The following is an 18532-nucleotide window of genomic DNA, read 5'->3' as shown; positions in this document are numbered from 1 at the left end:
GCCCGGTCCGGGCTCCCCGGCAGACGGCCCGGTCCGGGCTCCCTGGTGGGCGGCCCGGTCCCGGATCCCTGCGACGGGTCAGGACCGGGCCGCCATGGGGGCGAAGGGGAGCAAGGGAGCGGCCGTCCGTCCGTTCCGCGATCCGTCAGTTCTGTGATTCGTCGGACGGGTCGGCGTGCTCCTGGATGCGGACCATGTTGCCCGCGGGGTCGCGGAAGGCGCAGTCGCGCAGCCCGTAGGGCTGCTCGGTCGGCTCCTGGACGACCTCGGCCCCGCTCGCCTGCACCTTCTCGAAGGTGCCGTTGAGGTCGGCGGTGGCCAGCAGGATCCAGCCGTAGGTGCCCTTGGCCATCATCTCGGCGATGGTGCGGCGCTCGTCGTCGGTGAAGCCGGGGCCGGTGGCCGGCGGCGCCAGGAGGATGGACGTGCTCGGCTGGCCGGCGGGGCCGACCGTGATCCAGCGCATCTTGCCGTTGCCGACGTCGCTGCGGACCTCGAAGCCGAGGATGTCGCGGTAGAAGGCCAGCGAGGCCTCCGGGTCGTCGTGCGGAAGGAAACTGGCGTGAATGCTGATGTCCATGGCGCTCACGCTAGCTGCGGCTCGGCGACGCGCGCTTCTCGATTCCTGATGGGTTTGGTCACCTGCTTCTCCACGCACGCCGGCATCTCCGCCGTCGCACCCGCCGCCTCGCGCCGGTAGACACTGGGCGGCACGCCGACCAGGTCGGTGAAGCGCGTGCTGAAGGTGCCCAGCGACGAACAGCCGACCGCGAAGCAGACCTCGGTGACGCTGAGGTCGCCGCGGCGCAGCAGCGCCATCGCCCGCTCGATCCGCCGCGTGCTCAGGTAGGCGTACGGAGACTCGCCGTACGCCTGCCGGAACTGGCGGCTGAGGTGCCCGGCCGACATGTTGACGCCGCGGGCGAGCGCCTCGACGTCGAGCGGCTGCGCATACTCCCGGTCGATCCGATCACGGACGCGGCGCAGCCGCGCGAGGTCGGCCAGGCGCTGCGCCGCAGCGAGCGCGTCCGCCCACGAGGGGTGACACATGAGACGATTCCTTTCCTCGATGTTCGCCGCTCCGCCCCGGCTCAACGCGACGGGGTCTCCCACACGAACCCGTCCGGGTCGGTGAAGGGTCCGATTTCACTGCCGATGACGATCCGGTGCGACCCGGCGCCTTCGGCGGGGACACCGGCGTCCTTGGCGAGGGCACGGTGCCCGTAGAGCGCCAGCTTGACGGGGCTCGACCCGGTGTCGAACTCGACGTACTTGCGGCCGAAGCTCTTCCCCACGGCGAGGCCGTGGTCGACGTAGAACCGCTTGCTCTCGGCCACGTCCGCGGCGCCGATGAGCAGTACCATCTCGTCGAACTCCCGGCTGGCCGGGCCGGTGTCCTTCTTCTTCGACGTCGCGACCTTCCAGATCGCCCCGTCCGGCGCCTGGACGACGCCGCCGTAGCCCCAGAGCGACTTCGTGACCGGCTTCAGTGACGTGGCGCCGGCGTCCAGAGCGGCGTTGACGAGGCTGTTGACGTTGGCCGGCTGGGACACCGTGAGCGACAGCGTGAACGCGCGGAACCCGGTCGTCGGTGCCTCCGAGGCCCGCAGGTCCAGCCGGGAGTCCAGATCGAAGGCTTCGGTGTAGAAGCGCTTGGCTGCTGTGAGGTCGTCCACCTCAAGGATGACGGATTCGATGGTTGCCATGTCTCCGACGCTAGTTGCGACCCCATGATCGGCGCTTCTCGATTCCTGACCGTCTGCGGCGGCTCGGCGTCGCCGACCATGATCGCGACGCTCCGTATCAGGCGGGAGGACCTTTTTAATAGCAGGGCGAGGCGGCGATATCAATGGCGTGATGCCTCTCGAAGGCCGTCCGGCGCGATGGGCGGTTCCTGGACACCGCCCATCGGCGGTTGATAATTTCGAGGAATATCGGGGAATTCACATGATCGTACCTATTCGGCGAAATAAAAGCCCGATACCCCTGACACGGATGGCCTTCCGGCTTTCCGAAAACACTGGGAGGACGTAGTCGTGGCAATGAATGCCGCTCGAGGCGCCGCCATATCGGAAGAGGACGCCGCGACACCGGGCGGCGGGCCCGGAATGGAGATCACGAGGCGGTTGCGTGCGCTTTCCGACCTGGTGACGCCCTATGCCGTTCGGGTCGCCGCCACCTTGCGGCTGGCGGATCTGATCGAGGACGGCGCGCGCCGCCCCGATGAGCTCGCCGACCGGTGCGGGGCCGATCCGGCCGCTCTGGAACGGTTGTTGCGCCACCTCGTCACCAAAGGCGTGTTCGCGCAGCCGGAACCAGGCGTGTTCGCCCTCACCGACCTGTCCCGCCTGCTGCTGACCGGCCAGCGCCATGGAGGCATGACCCCCTGGCTGGACATCGAGGGCGGGCTTGGACGCTCGGACGTCGCGCTGTCCGGGCTGCTCCAGGTCACCCTCACCGGACGGCCCGTGTACGAGCACATGTTCGGCCGGACCTTCTGGGCGGACCTGGAGGCCGACCCCGAGCGCGGCAAGGCGTTCGACGGGCTGATGGCCGTGCAGGTCTCGTTCGTGGCGGACGAGGTCGCCACGGCAAACGTTGATCATGCTCGCGAGGGCCGGCCTCCACGACGCGTCCGTTCCGGGACGGCTCGAACGGCTGATCGCCGCCGTGCCCGAACTGGCACTCGTCACCGTTCAGGCGGCGCCCCAGAGCGAGCACCCGCAACCGCTGGTGGACGCGCTCCGGCACCTGCTCGACACGACACCGGTGGACGAGCGGCGGCTGGCCTTGTTCGCCGAGCTCTCCGACGCGCTGCCGAGACAGACCCGGCTCTTCAGCTCGGTCGCCGTGACGATCGCGCAGATCCTCGTCGGCGTGCGGCGCACCCTCGCGGAGTCCGATCCCGACACCTACCTCCCCGATCTGGCTCAGTCCCTGAACACGCTGGCGAACCGGCTGGCGAGCGTCGGCCGCAATGAGGAGGCGCTCGCCCCCGCGCAAGAGGCGGTGGCCATCCGGCGAGGCCTGTCGTCGGCGAAGCCCGACGCGCACATACCTGCTCTGGCCCAGTCCTTGGTCACCTTGGCCGGCCGATCGGCGGACGTCGGCCAGCGCCACGAGTCCAGGGAGAGCGCCGAGGAAGCCGTACAGCTCTATCAGGTCTTGGCGGGCACCGAGCCTGAGGTGCACCTTCCGGACTTCGCCGAGGCGCTCAACACCCTGGCCATTTCGCTGGCGAACTCAGGTCGGCAGGCCGAAGCTCTCACACGGGCCGAAGAGGCATTCGTCATCAGGCAAGAACTGGTGCAGACCAACCCGAGCGCCTACCTTCCGGACCTCGCCAGATCCATGAACACGATGACCGTTCAGCTCACCGCCATGGGGCACAGCGTTCAGGCGCACGAAACGGCCGAACGGGCGACCACGCTGTTCCGCTCCCTGGCCGGCATGGACTCCGATGCCCACCTCGCGGACCTGGCGACCTCGCTGGGAGACCTGACCCGGACCTTGATCAGCATGAACCGGGCCGAGGAGGCGCTGGAGCCCGCCCGGGAGGCGGTCCTGCTCCGGCGCCGGCTCGCCGAGAACGCCCCGGACGCCTTCGCGGCGCCGCTCGCGGACTCGCTGACCGCTCTCGCCGACCTTCTCGCGGCGACCGGCTGGCCCGGCGGCGCGTTGAGGCTCGCCGCCGAGGCCACCCGCCGCTGGCGATCCCTGGCTGAGCACAGTGACGCCCATCGCCCACGGCTCGCCACGGCGCTGGCCGTCAACGCTCACGCTTTGGCCCGGCAAGACCGGACCGACGAGGCGATGACCCTCGGCCGTGAGGCGTGCGACCACTACCGCGCATCGACCCGTTCGGACGCGGCGCACTCGCGGATCTTCGCGGTGCTCACCTACGTCCTCGTCAAGGACGCCACCCCCGGTCAGACCATCCTTCCGCTCCTCGATTCACTCGATCCCGACCGGATGCTCCCCGCCCACGCGGACGAATTGCTGGCGCGGACAGCCGGCGAACTCCGCAAGGCCCACGAATCCGATCCGGCGTCGGTCAAGCAGACGATCGCCTCTCTCGGCTGCCCCGACACCCTCGATCCGCTCGCGTGAGCGTTATCCGAAGACTGGTTCGGCGGTGTTGAGGAGTAGGCGGGCGTTGCGTTGGTAGAGGTTTTCTGACGCGGGCGTTTTGAGGCCTTGGAGGCGCATCGCCACCGAGGTCATGGTCAGGATCGACTTGCGGTAGGGGCCGGTGCTGTCGTCCCGTTCGCGCTGGTCGCTCAGGCCGAACGTGGTGAACGTGCGGACCGCGGTCGAGCGGGGATGCGGGGATGCGGCTCCGGGCCAGTCGGCTGGTGCACCGCGAGCAGCGGCCGCATGGGCACGCCGAGACGCACCACCCAGGCGTTGTAGCAGCATCGCAGCCAGTCGTCGTAGGTCAGGATCGCCAGCCCGTCGCGTCCCCATCGCGGGCCCCAGGAGTTCTGGACGACGAAGCCGAGCTCGTTGTAACCGACGAGGTTGGCGCGCAGCGCGTACCGCGTGGTGGGCCCGCTGGTAGAGCTCCTCGTCCGACCAGCCGGGGAACTCGCCGCGCAGCCGGTCGCAGATCGCGTTGTGCTCCGCCGCGACATGCGCCACCGGACGGCCCGCCAGCACCCGCTGCACCAAAATGAGCCTGCCATGGACCGTCAGCCGGGCATTACCGTGGGTCATGAAGACCTCCGTGCGCGGTGTTGAGCCTAGACACCTCCACCACACCGGAGGTCTTCGCCATCCACCAGACACCCTCAGGTGTCAACAACGTCCATGGTCAGTACACCTAGCGGGTGCGGTCGTCTACGTCGTTGTGGCGGCTTCGGCGCGGGACAGGGCTAGTTCCAGGACGGCCAGCAGCGCGTCGCGGACGGAGCCCGTTCTGCGGGCGTCGAAGACGATCAGCGGTACGTGGTCGGCCATGTCCAGCGCCCACCGCACCTCGTCCAGGTCGTGCTCGACCTTCCCGTCGAACGCGTTGATCGCGACCACGAACGGGATGTCCTTGTACTCGAAGTAGTCCACCGCCGCGTAGCAGTCGTCCAGGCGGCGGGTGTCGACGATCACCAGGCCGCCGAGGGCGCCCGCGACCAGGTCGTCCCACATGAAGCCGAACCGCTCCTGGCCCGGCGTGCCGAACAGGTACAGCTTCAGTGTCGGGTCGATGGTGAGGCAGCCGAAGTCCATGGCGACCGTGGTCGTGGTCTTGGCGGGGGTGTGGGTGAGGTCGTCCACGCCCGCGGCGACCTCGGTGATCGCGGCCTCCGTGGTGAGCGGCCGGATCTCGGAGATCGCGCCCACGGCCGTGGTCTTGCCGACCCCGAAGCCGCCGGCGATGACCAGCTTGACCGGGAGCGGCGGCCGCCCGGTCGCTGTCGCGGAGTGCGCCCGGTCAGTCGGGGACGGCACGGAGACCATCGATGATCCTTCGGAGTACGGAGACGTCGTGGGTGGCCCTGATGTTCGGCACGTAGATGGACAGGTACTCGGCGGCGCGCAGGTCCTCGGCCAGCACGCGGGTCACGTTGAGGTGCAGGCGCAGCCCGGCGGCGAGCTCCGCGACCGACTGCGGCGCCCGGCACGCGGCGACGATGTCGTGGTGCTCGAAGGTGAGCGAGGGGAGGGCCGCGAGCCCCGCCGGAGTCGACACCACCTGGGTCTCCAGCGGGAGCGGCGGCGCGGTGCCGCCCCCGGCCACCCGGCCGGCGGTCAGCAGGAACGGCCTGACCGCCGGAGCGCGGACGGCCGAATCCCAGGCGTCCCCCGCCGCCTCCTGTGCCAGCGGCTCCGGTTCGCCGACGGCCATCACGATCCCCCTCCTCCGTGCCTGTGCGCGTGACCCGGAGCGGATCAGCCGGCCGGCGTGGCGCCGACGCTGTTCTTCAGCTCCAGCACCAGCTGCGGGGTGAGCGCGGTCCCGGCGCGGTTGGCGAAGAGGGTCATCTCGTACGCGATGTTGCCGAGCTTCGCCTCCTTCGAGGCCACCACTCCGAGGACGGCGCCGTTGCCGATGGCCGACACCAGCACATGGCCGCCCTCCAGATCGATGATGACCTTGTTGAGGTTGCCCAGGCCGTAGTTGCCCGAGGCCCCCGCGGCGAGGCTGATGATGCCGGACACGATCGCGGCGAGCCGCTCGGAGTCGGCCCGGTCACGCAGCTGGGAGACCGCGATCAGCAGGCCGTCGGACGAGACCGCGATGGCGTCGACGACACCGGCGGTCTCCGTGGCGAACTGCTTGAGCAGCCAGGTGAAGTCGGTCGCGGCGGCCCGCAGGTCGCGTTCCGCCCACTCGGGCCCGCCTTCACCGGTCGACGTGGTCACTGCCCGGCTCCTTCCTTGGGTCCTGATGTGGTGATGATGCCGGTTCCGGCTGGGGAAGGGAGCTGTCCTGCTCTGCCTGGCGTACGGCGGCCTCGAACTCCTCGAGTTCGGAACGGACCGCGTCGGCGTCGACGGGCTGCCGCGCGTCCGCGATCCCTCCGTCGGCCGGTGGTGTGGTCATGGCGAGGGTCGCGCCTCGTACCCGCCGCCGCAGCGGCCGGGGCCCCCGCGGCGCGGCCGGGCCGGCCGGGTCGGCGACCGGGCCCGTGGTGGTGCCGGTCCGGACGCGCCGGGGGAGGCCGCCCTCCGGCGCCGGGGCCGTCGTCGACCATTCCGGAGCCGGGGCGGGGAAGGGCTCGGGTTCGACGGCCACCCGCTCGGGCCTCGTCGAGAGCGGCGTCACGGTACCGGTGAGGCCCGCGGCCGCGGGATCGGTGGGGTCCATGGTCAGCAGCAGCGCGGCGGGGATCCAGACGGTGCTGGTGATCCCGCCGCCCGGCGTCCGGCTCAGGGTGACCCGGATGCCCGAGCGGCGGGCGAGGGTGCCGATCACGAAGAGGCCGAGCACCTTGGTCGGCACGAGGTCGAGCCGTTCCCGGCGGATCAGCCGCGCGTTCTCCTCGGCGAGGCGGTCGGCGTTCATGCCCATGCCGTGGTCGATGACCTCGATCAGCGCGCCGCCGTCCGTGGTGACGTCGGTGCCGGGCCGCACGACCACCTCGACGGGCGCGTGGGACGGGGAGAACGTGACCGCGTTGTCCAGCAGTTCGGCGAGCATCAGCGTCAGGTCGCCGATGATGTCGGGCGCGATGGTGACCTCGGTCTCGGACCGCAGGGACACCCGCTGGTAGCCCTCGATCTGGCCGAGCGCCGTCCGGATGACGTTGGCCATGGTCGTCGGCCGGGCCTCGACGCCGGTCTCGCGGATCCCGGCGAGCAGCATCAGGCTGTCGGCGTTGCGCTGGAGGCGGACGGAGATGTGGTCGATGCGGTAGAGCCGTTCGAGGACGTCCGGGTCGGTCTCCTCGCGTTCGACGGCGTCGATCAGGAGGAGCTGGCGCGAGGTCAGGTTGCTGACCCTGCGCCCGACGTTGCCGAACATCTCGGCGACGTTGCGCCGGCTCAGCACCTGCCGTTCGAGCAGTTGCGCGGCGGTGACCTGCACCTGGTTGAACGCCTCGGCCAGCCTGCCGATCTCGTCGCGGACCGGCACCGGGATCGCCTGCGGCCGCAGCGGCGTGTCGTCGGCCGACTCGTCGTCGGAGATGCGGGCGAGCTCCTCGCCCGCCACGTCGACCACCTGCTGGGCGGTGTCGGTCAGGGTCGCCAGGGGACGCACGACCGAGCGCCGGACGAGGATGCAGAACGTCAGCCAGCCGGCGAAGCCGAGCAGGGCCAGCGCGAGCATGACCGCCGCCTTGCGCAGGGCGGTCCCGGAGACCGAGTCGGCCTGGGCGGCGATCTGCCCGATCAGCGACCGCGTGATGTGGAGGCGGGCCTCGGACATCCGCGTTCCGGCGGCGAGCGCCTTGGCCAGTTGCTGCGGCGTCTGGCCCTGCAGCGAGCTCGGATCGATCTGGAGCTCGGCGAACTGGGACTCGATGTCGTTCTGCTCGGCACTGCGCTCGATGCCGTGCATGCTGAGGACCTGCGCCGGGGTGGCGATGCGGCTGAACCGGTCGGCCTGGTGGTCGTAGAGCTTGTGGGCGCCGACCGCGCGGGTGAACTCGGTGATGGCGTTGGCGTCGCGGGTCTGCGCGGAGAACACGCCGCTCTCGAACGCCGCGTGGGCGGCGTCGGCCCGCAGCGCCGAGTCGAGCAGATCGATGACCGAGGACGACGAGGTGCCGGAGAAGCGGCCGAGCCCGAGGCCGTCGATCAGGTAGTCGACCGCGGCGGCGTACGCGGGGTCGATGTTGGCGGCGGGGACGTAGCCCCGTTCGAGCTTCTCGCGCAGGACGGAGAGGCCGCCGAGGTAGGTGAGCGCCTGCGCCTCCTCGCCGGCCAGGCTCGACCCGAACGCGGAACGCACGGCGGCGATCTGCGCGTCGGTGTCGCGCTGCACCCGGCGGTAGGCGGCGGTCGACGGCGGGGCGACGCCGGGGCGGGCCGACTCGTACTGCACCGACAGCAGGAGCGCCTGCCGGTGTTCGGCCTGCACGTTGTTGATGAGCCTCGCGACCTGCTCGCTGTCGCGCACCAGCTCGGCGACCCGGCCGGCGGCCCGGGCCTGCTGCACCTGGCCGTAGACGCCGATGCCGAGGAGGACGCCGACGACCACGACGGGCACGGTCACCAGGACGTTGAGCTTGCGCCGGAACGGCCATCGGTCGAGCGAGGAGCCCGTCTTGCGATGGGACCGCGGCGCGGGGTGCTCGTGGCCGGACGGGCCGGGCGCGGGCTGCGGCTCCACCGTGTTCGCGGACACCCGGGCCTCCTTCGATGTGCTTTCGAGCGGCGACCGCGCCGTGGTCGCCGCCGCCGTCGTCGCCGTCGGACCGCCGACGGCCGAGGGCGGCATCGACGCTTCCGCAGCTCCCGTCCGGATGCGGCGAACGGATCGTTCGCCATGTGTCCGAACTGACGGTGCAGAGTCGGTAGGTTACCGTTTGCACCATCCGCCACGCGGCCGTTCACGTGGTATGTCCCATCAAGAGTTGATTACGAATCGTTCGTGAATCATCCGCTGACCACAACGTTTCGCCTGCCGGAACGTTGCGGCTTCGCTCGTGCCCGCTAGGAGCCCGATATGCACCCTGCCCGCAGGGCGGCCCTGACCTCCGCCACGCTCCTGGCCGTGGCCGTCACCGCCGGCTGCGAGAGCGGCTCGGCCACCACCGCGTCCCGCGCCACCACACCCGGCTGCCCGGCCGTCCTCGCCAGCGCCAAGCAGGCCGTCGAGAAGGCCGAAGACGTCAACGCGCCCTGGACCGGCCCCACCACCGGCCCCAAGGCCGTCCCGAGAAAGTCCGTCGTCTACGTCGCCCAGACCATGACCAACCCCGGCGTCGCGGGCGTCGCCAAGGGCGCCCAGGAAGCCGCCAAGATCATGGGCTGGAACTTCCGCACCATCGACGGCCACGGCACCCCCGCCGGCATCCAGACCGCCTTCAGCCAGGCCATCGCCCTCAAGCCCGCCGGCATCGTCATCGGCGGCTTCGACCCCAGGTCCGTCGCCCGGCAGCTCCAGCGGGCCGGCGGCGCCGGCATCCCGGTGATCGGCTGGCACGCCGTCGCCGTTCCCGGCCCCAGCAAGAGCCCGAAGCTCTTCAGCAACGTCACCACCAGGGTCGAGGACGTCGCCAAGATCAGCGCCGACTGGATCATCGCCCGGTCCGGCGGCCGCGCGGGCGTCGTCCTGTTCACCGACGCCTCGATCCCCTTCGCCAAGAGGAAGTCCGATCTGATCCGGAAGGAGCTCGCCACCTGCTCCGACGTCAAGGTGCTGGCCTACGAGAGCATCCCCATCGCCGAGTCCAGCAGCCGCACCATCCCGTCGGTCTCCTCCCTCCTCTCCCGCTTCGGCGACAAGTGGACCTACTCCGCCGCCATCAACGACCTGTACTTCGACGACGCCGCCCCCGCCCTGCGCGCCGCCGGCAGGCAGGGAGCCGGCGCCCCGGTCAACATCGGCGCCGGCGACGGCGACCCGTCGGCCTTCGAGCGCATCAACGGCCGCCGCTTCCAGGCCGCCACCGTGCCCGAGCCGCTGTCCGAGCAGGGCTGGCAGATCATCGACGAGTTCAACCGCGCGTTCGCCGGCAGGCCCGCCAGCGGATACGTCGCCCCCGTCCACGTCACCACGGCCGCCAACAGCGGCGGCGCGCTGTCGTGGGACACCGAGGGCTACCGCACGGCCTACCGCAAGATCTGGAACAGGTAGGCGCTCAGACGGTACCGCGCAGCTCGCCGAGGACCTTGTCGACGCGGCGCTGCCGCGTCTGCTCGGTCTTCGCGCCTTCGATCGACAGCGCATGGGCGCGCTGCCTGCTGTAGGAGAGCGCGGCCCAGGCCTTGGCGGCGTCCGGGTCGGCCGCGAACGCCTCGGCCAGCGGCTGGGGGATCTCCACCGTGCGGGGCGCGTCGTCGACCTCGAGGGTCACCTCCACCTCGTCGCCGGCGCCCCGGCCCGTCGCGGCGCGCGTCTCGGCGTTGAAGGAGATCAGGAAGCGGCCGCCCATGGACGCGATCGTGTTCCGGTAGGTGTAGCCGTCGTCGATCGTGACGGTCACCGGGACGCGCTTGCCGCGGCCGAAGCCGAGCACGACGTCCTCGGGCACGACGATGCCGACGTTGTTCCCGCCGGTCGCCAGCAGCGTGGTGCGGAAGGTGGCCATGCTCACTCCCGATGGCTCGATGGCGACTCCACCCTAACGATCTCCTCGCGGCGTCCGGGCCTTCAGCGGGGTTCGGTCTGGTAGGCGCGGACGTAGTCGACGACCATCCGGGCAGGGAAGGGGTCTGGGCATCCGGGGCTCCGGGGTTCTTCACCACGATCCTGCCCAGTGGCGCGGGTGGCACCAACGTCGGCGACAGTCCCGACGCCGCGGTCAACTGCCGATCCGCCGGTGAAGGCTCGGCGTTCCTGCCCTCCCTGTCCGGGGTCCGGGCACTCGATCTCAGATCGCCGACCCTGTCCGGGATCGTGCCGAACGTGGTGGACAAGAGGCGCGCCGCCGCGGTCGCCGCGCTTCAGACCGCCGGCTTCGTCGTCCAGGTCGGACGGGGGAGCGTCGACTGCGGGCCTCCCTACGTTCAGGCGCAGTGGCCCGTCGGTGGCACGACGGCGGTGCTCGGGTCGACCGTCGCCATCGACGTGAGCCGGCAGCCCAACCCGGGGGACTGCCCGTAGCGCAGCGGGGGAGTGGGGTCGCTCGCCTCACTCCCCTCACTACCCGGCGATTCGCGTAGCTCTACAAATTCATCGCGTTGCGTGATATTTGTGTATGACGTCCGGGCCGGGCGGACGTGGCGTCGTTCTCGTCGGCGAGGACTGAGGAGCAGGATGTTCGCCACACCTGACATCGAACGTGCGGATCGTCCCGACGGGAGCATGGTCCTCCGCTCCCGTGAACCCATCGCGCCCTACCCGCGCTCCGTCGCGGCGATGCTGCGGACCTGGGCGCGGCAAGATCCCGATCACCCGCTGATCGCGCAGCGCGACGCCGATGACGGATGGCGGACGCTCACCTACGGCGAAGTGCGAGCCCGGGCCGACGCGATCGGCCAGGCGCTCCTCGACCGCGGGCTGGGACCGGACCGCCCGCTGATGGTGCTGTCCGGCAACTCGACCGCGCACTTCCTGCTGACGATGGGCGCCCTGACGGCGGGCGTGCCGATCGCGCCGGTCAGCGCGGCCTACTCGGTCATGACGTCCGACCACGCCCGCATCCGCGCCATCGCCGACCTGCTGCGGCCGGGAATGGTCTTCGCCGAGGACGGCACCGCCTTCGGTGACGCGATCGCGGCGGTGCGCGCGCCCGGACGCCTGCTCGCCGTCGCCACCAACGCCGTCCCAGGCGCGGAAACGCTCGCCGACCTGACGAGCACCTCTCCCACGTCCGCGCTGGAGACCGCGTTCGACTCGCTCACCGCGGACACCCTGGCCAAGATTCTCTTCACCTCGGGGTCGACAGGCACACCGAAGGGCGTTCTCAACACCCACCGCATGCTGTGCTCGAATCAGCAGGCGATGCGGCAAGTCTGGCCGTTCCTCATGGAAGAAAGGCCGGTCCTGGTCGACTGGCTGCCGTGGAGCCACACCTTCGGTGGCAACCACAACATGAACATGGTGCTGCACAATGGCGGGACCCTCTATCTCGACGACGGCAAACCCGCGCCGCACCTTTTCGCCCGCACGCTGAAGAACCTGCGTGACGTGCGGCCGACCATCGCGTTCAATGTTCCCGCCGGGTATGCCCAGCTGGTTCCCGCGCTCGAGGCCGACCGCGAATTCGCCCAAGCCTTCTTCTCCCGCCTGCGCCTGGTCTTCAACGCCGCCGCGGCGCTGCCCTCGACCCTGCGCGAACGCCTTTCCTCCATCGCCCGGGAAGTGACCGGCCGGGAGGTTCCCGTCACCGGCTCCTGGGGCGCGACCGAGACCGCGCCGGCCGTGACCTCCGCGCACTATCCCTACGCCGACGCCCGCTGCATCGGCGTCCCGCTGCCCGGACTGGAGGTCAAACTCGTCCCGGTCGACGACGCCTACGAGATCCGGGTCCGCGGCGACGCCGTGACGCCCGGCTATCTGCGCCGGCCGGACCTGACGGCCGAGGCGTTCGACGACGAGGGCTTCTACCGCACGGGCGACGCGGTCGAGCTCGCAGCCGACCAGGGCCTGCTGTTCAAGGGAAGGACCGCCGAGGACTTCAAGCTCGACACCGGCACGTTCGTCCGCGTCGGGGCCGTCCGGACCGCGCTGCTCTCAGCCGTGCCGCTCCTGTCCGACGCCGTCATCTGCGGCGAGAACCGCTCCTACGTCAGCGCCCTCGCCTGGCTCAACCCGGCGGAACCACCTCGCCCCGAGCTGGCCGGCCACATCGCCAAGCTGCTGGCCGACCTCAACGGCACCGCCGGATCCGCAGGCCGGGTGGAGCGGCTCCTTCTCCTCACGGAGCCACCCAGCCTGGACGCGGGCGAGATCACGGACAAGGGCTACGTCAACCAGCGCAGAGTCCTTGAACGCCGCCAGAGCCACCTGGACCGGCTCTACGCCACCGACCCGGACGGCACTGTGATCCTCGCCGGTTGATGATCACGACTGGAGATCGTTTCCCGCCCCCCCGCTGACAGTCGGCCAGGCCACCGTGATCATGGTTGGTACCTTGCCCTGGACCAGAGAGGCCGCCATGAAATGTCCACGCACCCTCGCCGCCGCCCTGACGGCCACGGTCACCGCCGCCTGCGTGGTCGGCATCGCCGGCGCCGCTGAGGCCGTTCCCACCATCTGCACCGACCGCGGCTACACCAACGGCCGTCACGTCACGATCGACAACGACAACAACGGCGGCGGCGCCTACGTGGACGCGAACATCTGCTGGCGCCGCATCGGCAACGGCAACTACTACACGCTGACCCGCTACCACGTGTGGGACACCAAGGCGAACGGCGCCGGCGCGACCCCCAGGCTGGAATGGACGGGCCTCGACAGCGGCAACCCCTACTACTTCGTCCCGGACTCGCAGTACCGCGCCTGGAACAACGGCGACACGGTCAGTGCGGAGATCGAGTACAACAACATCCAGGGCCTGTACATCCGCGCCTGCCTGACCAACGGCAACCGGCCCGCCCACCACTGCGGCCCCAAGGCCTGACCTGTCAGGGGTGGCTGTTAGGTTCGCGCGCATGCGCAGCAGCTACCTGACGTGGAATGACGCGGTCGGCCTTTTCGAGAAGCGGGGACTGCCGGAGAGCAGCTACCGGAATCTGTACGAAGAGGAGTACATCCTGGTCCCCGGCGCCGCGGCGGTGACCGGGGAGCTTCCCTTGGACGATCACGATCGGACTCCCTGGCAGGACGACACCCCCGACCAGGCGACCGGGTACGTCGTCGACGGCGACCTGACCATCGACGGCGGCCTCGTCGACATCGACGACGGAGCCGCCGCGCTGGTCGTCCTGGGCAACCTGCGCGCCAAGGACGTCTATCTGGAGGGCGACGCCAAGCTGATCGTCATGGGTGACGTGACGGTGGACGGCTTCGTGGGCGACATGACCGACAAGCTGGTGATGATCCACGGTGATCTGCGCGCCACCGTGGCGATCTTCTGGCGAGAGTTCCGCCCCGACCTGGTCACCGGCGTCCTGCACGGCAGGACGCTGGCCCCGGCTTACCTCGATCTGTCCACCGTGGCCATGGGCGGCCTGCACGACCCCGCACCCGACGCTCCTCTCGACGCGCTCCTGGTGCCGGAACTTCTGCTGACCGGCACCCCCGACGAGGACGACTTCACCGAGATCGGCATCCGCGGCGCCGTCCTGCGCGAACGCGTCATCAACGGGCTCCCCCTCACCATCCCGGGGTGAGCAGGTGCCGGAAGATATGATCAGGTCATGCCCTTGACGGTGGACGCCCTCGATCGGTTCGAGCTTTCGAGGCCCCGGCTGGAGGCCATCGCCTACCGTCTTCTCGGCTCCGCGGACGAGGCGGAGGACATCGTGCAGGAGACGTTCCTGCGCTGGCAGGCGGCTGATGTCGACCGTGTCGAGGTCCCTGAGGCTTGGCTGACGAAGGTCCTCACCAATCTGTGCCTCAATCAGCTCACCTCCGCGCGGGCGCGCCGCGAGACCTATGTGGGGCGGTGGCTTCCCGAGCCGCTGCTCGCGGGGGACCCGATGCTCGGCCCGGCCGACACCGTCGAGCAGCGCGAATCGGTCTCGTACGCGGTCCTCACCCTCATGGAGCGCCTGTCGCCCAACGAGCGGGCCGTGTACGTGCTGCGGGAGGCCTTCGACTATCCGCACCGCGAGATCGCCGAGATCCTCGACATCACCGAGGCCGGCAGCCAGCAGATCTTTCACCGCGCCAAGAAGCACGTCGCGCACGGCAAGGCCCGCACCGAGATCGACGAGGCCGCCGCGCGGCGGATCGTCGAGGAGTTCCTCGCGGCCGCCACCAGTGGCCGGACCGACGAGCTCGTCCGCCTGCTCACCAAGGACGCCATCTCCATCGGGGACGGCGGCGGGAAGGTTCCCGCGCGCACCAAGCCGTTCGAGGGCGCCGTCGCGGTCGCGAGGTTCGTGTGGGGCATGTTCAAGCCCGGCGAGGCCAAGCGCGCCGTCGTCGGCGGCGCGCCCGAGATCTACGCCTGGACCGCCAATGGCGAACCCGCCGTCGTGGCCGTCGTCGAAGGCCGGGTCGTCGCCGTCATGTGCCTCCAGGTCACCGACGAGGGCATCACCGCCTGCCGCACCCAGGCGAACCCCGGCAAGCTCGAACGCGCGACCGAGCAGTGGGCGGCGGCCGACCACGGGAAGCCCCTGCTCGTCATGTGATGTGGATCACATGCGATTCCTGTCAGGAAACGGCGGGCCATCCGGTTCAAGTCACGAACCCGAACCGGACAGGAGCCTGAAATGCAGCACCGCGTCATCGTTCTCGGAGCCGGATACACCGGTGCCAGCGCCGCCGGCCGCCTCGCCAAGCGGCTGCGCCGCGACGAGGTCGCCATCACCCTCGTCAACGCCGAGGCCGACTTCGTCGAACGCGTCCGCAACCACCAGCTGGCGACCGGCCAGGACCTCAAGCACCGGCCGCTCAGCGAGATGTTCGACGGCACCGGCGTCGAACTCAGGCTCGCGAAGGTCACCGGCATCGACGCCGACCGCAAGACCGTCGCCATCGCCGGCGCGAACGGTGCCGAAGAGCTGGAGTACGACACTCTCGTGTACGCCCTCGGCAGCGGCTGGAACGACCAGGGCGTCCCCGGGTCCGCCGAGCACGCCCACCAGATCGCCGGCCGCAGCGGAGCACTCCGGCTACGTGAGCGCCTGGCGGAGCTCGACGCCGGGCAGACCGTGATGGTGGTCGGCGGCGGCCTCACCGGAGTGGAGGCCTCCACCGAGATCGCCGAGGCCCGCCCGGACCTCGACGTCGCCCTGGCCGTCAGCGGCGGCCTCGGCGACTGGCTCTCGCCCAAGGGCCGCGCGCATGTCGGAAAGGTCTTCGGAAAGCTCGGCATCACCGCCCACGAGCACACCACCATCAGCGGCGTCGAGGCCGACCACGTCACCACCGCCGATGGCGAGGTCCTCCCCGCCGCGGTCACCGTGTGGAACGCCGGTTTCGCGGTCCACCCGATCGCGAAGGCGACCTCCCTGAAGGTCTCCGGCACCGGCCAGATCGTGGTCGACGGGACCATGCGCTCGGTCTCGCATCCCGACGTGTACGCCATCGGCGACGCGGCCATGGCGCCGGGCGCCGGAGACAAGCCGCTGCGCATGTCGTGCGCCTCGGGGATCCCGGCCGCCTGGCTGGCCGCCGACGCCATCGCGGCGCGCCTGACCGGCAAGAAGGCACCCGAGAAGACGATCGGCTACTTCAACCAGTGCGTATCGCTGGGCCGGAAGGAGGGCCTGATCCAGTACGTCACGTCCGACGACCGTGCCAGGAAGTCGGTCCTGACCGGCCGGGTGGCCGCCGTCTACAAGGAACTGGTCTGCTGGAGCGCCGCATGGAGCGTCGCCAACCCGACGCTCGGGATGCCGGTCCGGCGTCGTCGCGTCACGTCCGGGCGGCCGCTCGCGCCGGCGACCGCATGAACATGGACGACCTTCCGGCCTTGACCCATCGCGATGCCGGGGAAGGCATCGCGATGGGAGGCTGGAGGGGCGCGATCGTGCTATGTCGCACTAAAAGCCCTGTGGCATAAGGATTTTCGCATTCTGGACGGCTCCGCGAAGCTACGATGCCGGGGAAGATCCTCCCTGAGCCCCGAGGTGCCCATGGCCGAGTCGTCCCCGCAGATCCCCACCGGCGTTCCGACCGCGGCGCGCGTCTATGACGTGATGCTCGGCGGCAAGGACAACTACGCGGTGGACCGGGCCGTGGCCGAGGCGAGCCTCGCGATCATGCCGGAACTGCGGGACATCGCCCTGCACAACCGCGCGATCCTGCATCGCGTCGTCCGCCACCTCGCCGCGGAGGAGGGGATCACCCAGTTCCTCGACCTCGGCTCGGGACTGCCGACCGTCCGCAACACCCACGAGGTCGCGCAGGAGATCAACCCGCAGGCCCACGTGGTGTACGTCGACATCGACCCGATCGTGCTGGCCCACGGCCGCGCGATCCTGGCCGACAACGCCGGCACCACCGTGGTCACCGCCGACATCCGCGAGCCCGGCGAACTGCTCGGCCGTCCGGAGGTCCGCGCGCTCATCGACTTCGACCAGCCCGTCTGCGTGATGCTCGTCGGCATCCTGCACCACCTCGCCGACGAGGAGAAGCCCGGCCAGATCGTCCAGATCCTGCGGGACGCGATGCCCAGCGGCTCCTTCTTCTTCATCACCAACTTCACCCGCCTCGGCGACGCCCCCGAGTCCGTCGCGCTGGAGAAGCAGCTCCTGGAGCAGCTCGGCACCGGCCGCGTCCGCACCCCGGCCGAGCTGGCCGCCTTCTTCGACGGCCTCGAGATCCTGCCGCCCGGCCTCGTCCCGCTCCCGCTGTGGCGCCCCGACGAGCCCGTCCTGGACGCCAGCACCATCGACGTCCGCTTCATGACCGGCGGCGTCGGCCGCAAGCCCTGACCCACGGCCTCCGCGGATGTGCTGCTGGGCGCCGTAGGGCTCATGCCTCGCGCACGTAGTCCAGGACGAACAGCGGTACATGGTCGGCGTGCTCGGCGGCCACGGGTCTCGTGGGGAAGTCGAAAACGCCGATCATCATTTGCATGGGGTAGTCGGGCGCCTGGTCCAGGGTGCGGACGTGGTCGCCGTCGACGAACAGGTCCACGCGGCCTGGACGCCAGTCCGCGGCGTAGACGTGGAAGTCGGTCACGTCGATCGGCAGCCGCGGCGTCGCGAAGTCCTCGCGCAGGGCGGGGTCGCGGAACGGATGGACGCCCATGCCGACCGCCGGCCCCGTCCGGTCGATGGAGTCGCCGAACACCTCGAAAACGCAGATCTCGCCCGAGCGGTGGGGCCGGTCTTCAATGCCGACCATCCAGACCGACGCCATCGACCGCGCGGTCAACTCCATGCGCGCGCGAACTTCGAGGACGCCATGGTGCGGCGTCCAGCCCCATTGCGTCGGCTGTGTCTGGCGCACGCGGAGCCCGTCGCGGAACGGCTGCTGGCCGACCGTGCTGCCGGTTTCACCGCAATACTCTCCGGACTGGATACCCGACACGCGCAGCGGCGTCTCATGGTCGAGGGGGCACCACAGCCCCTGCTCGGGCGGGATCGACAGCCGCAACTCCGAGTCGCCGACCTGGTAGGTCGCCGCGCTCTCGGCACGCGAACTCCAATGCGGCAGGTAATGCGGAATCCACACCGACCGGTCCAGCTTCTGGCCCTCGAAATCGTCCCGGAAGCTCACGGCTCGAGCGTAACAAATCGTCGAACCGCACCCGGCACTCGTGAACTACTCGGTCGCCTTGCGGACTCCATTGGCGGGCCGGAATTCGTGCGGCTGTAAGTGATAACGGCCATGCTCAACTTGATAAGTACTTTTGCT

20 protein-coding genes and 1 pseudogene are annotated in these 18532 nt (G+C 70.1%); 9 read left to right on the top strand and 12 right to left on the bottom strand.

The window, feature by feature from the left end:
* Nucleotides 1-145: 145 nt before the first annotated feature.
* The 4 genes from ACGFNU_RS48025 to ACGFNU_RS48010 form a co-directional block, all read right to left on the bottom strand.
* Entirely contained in the window at nucleotides 146-580 is a 435-nt protein-coding gene (locus ACGFNU_RS48025; protein ID WP_392603452.1) for a VOC family protein, read from the bottom strand.
* A gap of 5 nt (nucleotides 581-585) precedes the next feature.
* A complete protein-coding gene (locus ACGFNU_RS48020; RefSeq protein WP_392603451.1) occupies nucleotides 586-1050 on the bottom strand; it encodes a helix-turn-helix transcriptional regulator in 465 nt (154 codons plus the stop codon).
* Nucleotides 1051-1091: 41 nt separating this feature from the next.
* Nucleotides 1092-1706 carry a glyoxalase gene (locus tag ACGFNU_RS48015; RefSeq protein WP_392603450.1) on the bottom strand — a complete coding sequence of 205 codons (615 nt, stop codon included), beginning with the start codon at nucleotides 1704-1706 and terminating at the stop codon, nucleotides 1092-1094.
* Nucleotides 1707-1943: 237 nt separating this feature from the next.
* Nucleotides 1944-2606, bottom strand: a complete 663-nt coding sequence (locus tag ACGFNU_RS48010) for a hypothetical protein (protein WP_392603449.1) — start codon at nucleotides 2604-2606, stop codon at nucleotides 1944-1946.
* Here ACGFNU_RS48010 and ACGFNU_RS48005 point away from each other — a divergent pair.
* Complete coding sequence (locus ACGFNU_RS48005) at nucleotides 2605-4110, top strand: tetratricopeptide repeat protein (RefSeq protein WP_392603448.1); 1506 nt, start codon at nucleotides 2605-2607, stop codon at nucleotides 4108-4110. The two genes, ACGFNU_RS48010 and ACGFNU_RS48005, sit on opposite strands and share 2 nt — an antisense overlap.
* A gap of 3 nt (nucleotides 4111-4113) precedes the next feature.
* On the opposite strand, the gene ACGFNU_RS48000 is transcribed toward ACGFNU_RS48005, so the two are convergent.
* From ACGFNU_RS48000 to ACGFNU_RS47975, 6 genes and pseudogenes are all read right to left on the bottom strand, one after another.
* Complete coding sequence (locus ACGFNU_RS48000; protein ID WP_392603466.1) at nucleotides 4114-4641, bottom strand: peroxidase family protein; 528 nt, start codon at nucleotides 4639-4641, stop codon at nucleotides 4114-4116.
* Nucleotides 4620-4716 (bottom strand): annotated as a pseudogene (locus ACGFNU_RS47995) (IS481 family transposase); the annotation flags it as partial. The gene ACGFNU_RS48000 and the pseudogene ACGFNU_RS47995, both read right to left, overlap by 22 nt.
* A 123-nt stretch (nucleotides 4717-4839) precedes the next feature.
* Nucleotides 4840-5454 (bottom strand): ATP/GTP-binding protein, encoded by a 615-nt coding sequence (locus tag ACGFNU_RS47990; RefSeq protein ID WP_392603447.1) that lies wholly within the window; start codon nucleotides 5452-5454, stop codon nucleotides 4840-4842.
* Nucleotides 5429-5842, bottom strand: coding sequence for a DUF742 domain-containing protein (locus ACGFNU_RS47985; RefSeq protein WP_392603446.1), 414 nt, complete (start codon nucleotides 5840-5842; stop codon nucleotides 5429-5431). The genes ACGFNU_RS47990 and ACGFNU_RS47985 overlap by 26 nt, the downstream gene beginning before the upstream one ends.
* A 44-nt stretch (nucleotides 5843-5886) precedes the next feature.
* Entirely contained in the window at nucleotides 5887-6360 is a 474-nt protein-coding gene (locus ACGFNU_RS47980) for a roadblock/LC7 domain-containing protein (RefSeq protein WP_392603445.1), read from the bottom strand.
* Complete coding sequence (locus tag ACGFNU_RS47975) at nucleotides 6341-8788, bottom strand: ATP-binding protein (protein WP_392603444.1); 2448 nt, start codon at nucleotides 8786-8788, stop codon at nucleotides 6341-6343. The genes ACGFNU_RS47980 and ACGFNU_RS47975 overlap by 20 nt, the downstream gene beginning before the upstream one ends.
* 321 nt (nucleotides 8789-9109) lie before the next feature.
* Between ACGFNU_RS47975 and ACGFNU_RS47970 the strand changes: the two genes are divergently transcribed.
* Nucleotides 9110-10243, top strand: a complete 1134-nt coding sequence (locus tag ACGFNU_RS47970; RefSeq protein WP_392603443.1) for a substrate-binding domain-containing protein — start codon at nucleotides 9110-9112, stop codon at nucleotides 10241-10243.
* A gap of 4 nt (nucleotides 10244-10247) precedes the next feature.
* Here ACGFNU_RS47970 and ACGFNU_RS47965 read toward each other — a convergent pair whose 3' ends face one another.
* A complete protein-coding gene (locus tag ACGFNU_RS47965; protein ID WP_392603442.1) occupies nucleotides 10248-10697 on the bottom strand; it encodes a YdeI/OmpD-associated family protein in 450 nt (149 codons plus the stop codon).
* A gap of 11 nt (nucleotides 10698-10708) precedes the next feature.
* On the opposite strand from ACGFNU_RS47965, the gene ACGFNU_RS47960 reads away from it, so the two are divergent.
* From ACGFNU_RS47960 to ACGFNU_RS47930, 7 genes are all read left to right on the top strand, one after another.
* Nucleotides 10709-11212, top strand: coding sequence for a hypothetical protein (locus ACGFNU_RS47960; protein WP_392603441.1), 504 nt, complete (start codon nucleotides 10709-10711; stop codon nucleotides 11210-11212).
* A 153-nt stretch (nucleotides 11213-11365) separates the two neighbouring features.
* Complete coding sequence (locus ACGFNU_RS47955) at nucleotides 11366-13111, top strand: feruloyl-CoA synthase (RefSeq protein WP_392603440.1); 1746 nt, start codon at nucleotides 11366-11368, stop codon at nucleotides 13109-13111.
* A gap of 97 nt (nucleotides 13112-13208) precedes the next feature.
* Entirely contained in the window at nucleotides 13209-13673 is a 465-nt protein-coding gene (locus tag ACGFNU_RS47950) for a hypothetical protein (RefSeq protein ID WP_392603439.1), read from the top strand.
* 31 nt (nucleotides 13674-13704) lie between these two features.
* Entirely contained in the window at nucleotides 13705-14385 is a 681-nt protein-coding gene (locus tag ACGFNU_RS47945) for a hypothetical protein (protein ID WP_392603438.1), read from the top strand.
* 27 nt (nucleotides 14386-14412) lie between these two features.
* A complete protein-coding gene (locus ACGFNU_RS47940) occupies nucleotides 14413-15354 on the top strand; it encodes an RNA polymerase sigma-70 factor (protein WP_392603437.1) in 942 nt (313 codons plus the stop codon).
* A gap of 81 nt (nucleotides 15355-15435) precedes the next feature.
* Nucleotides 15436-16620: an NAD(P)/FAD-dependent oxidoreductase gene (locus ACGFNU_RS47935; protein ID WP_392603436.1), complete on the top strand. Its 1185-nt coding sequence runs from the start codon at nucleotides 15436-15438 to the stop codon at nucleotides 16618-16620.
* A 183-nt stretch (nucleotides 16621-16803) separates the two neighbouring features.
* Nucleotides 16804-17604, top strand: a complete 801-nt coding sequence (locus tag ACGFNU_RS47930) for an SAM-dependent methyltransferase (protein WP_392603435.1) — start codon at nucleotides 16804-16806, stop codon at nucleotides 17602-17604.
* 40 nt (nucleotides 17605-17644) lie between these two features.
* Here the strand turns inward: ACGFNU_RS47930 and ACGFNU_RS47925 are convergent, their stop codons facing one another.
* Nucleotides 17645-18394: a glycoside hydrolase family 16 protein gene (locus tag ACGFNU_RS47925; RefSeq protein WP_392603434.1), complete on the bottom strand. Its 750-nt coding sequence runs from the start codon at nucleotides 18392-18394 to the stop codon at nucleotides 17645-17647.
* Between the last annotated feature and the right edge of the window lie 138 nt (nucleotides 18395-18532).

Origin of the sequence: Spirillospora sp. NPDC048911 (assembly GCF_043198015.1) — a bacterium.
Taxonomy (GTDB): Bacteria; Actinomycetota; Actinomycetes; order Streptosporangiales; family Streptosporangiaceae; genus Spirillospora.
Note: the sequence above shows the minus strand (reverse complement) of the source record. Positions and strands in the feature narration are given on the sequence as shown.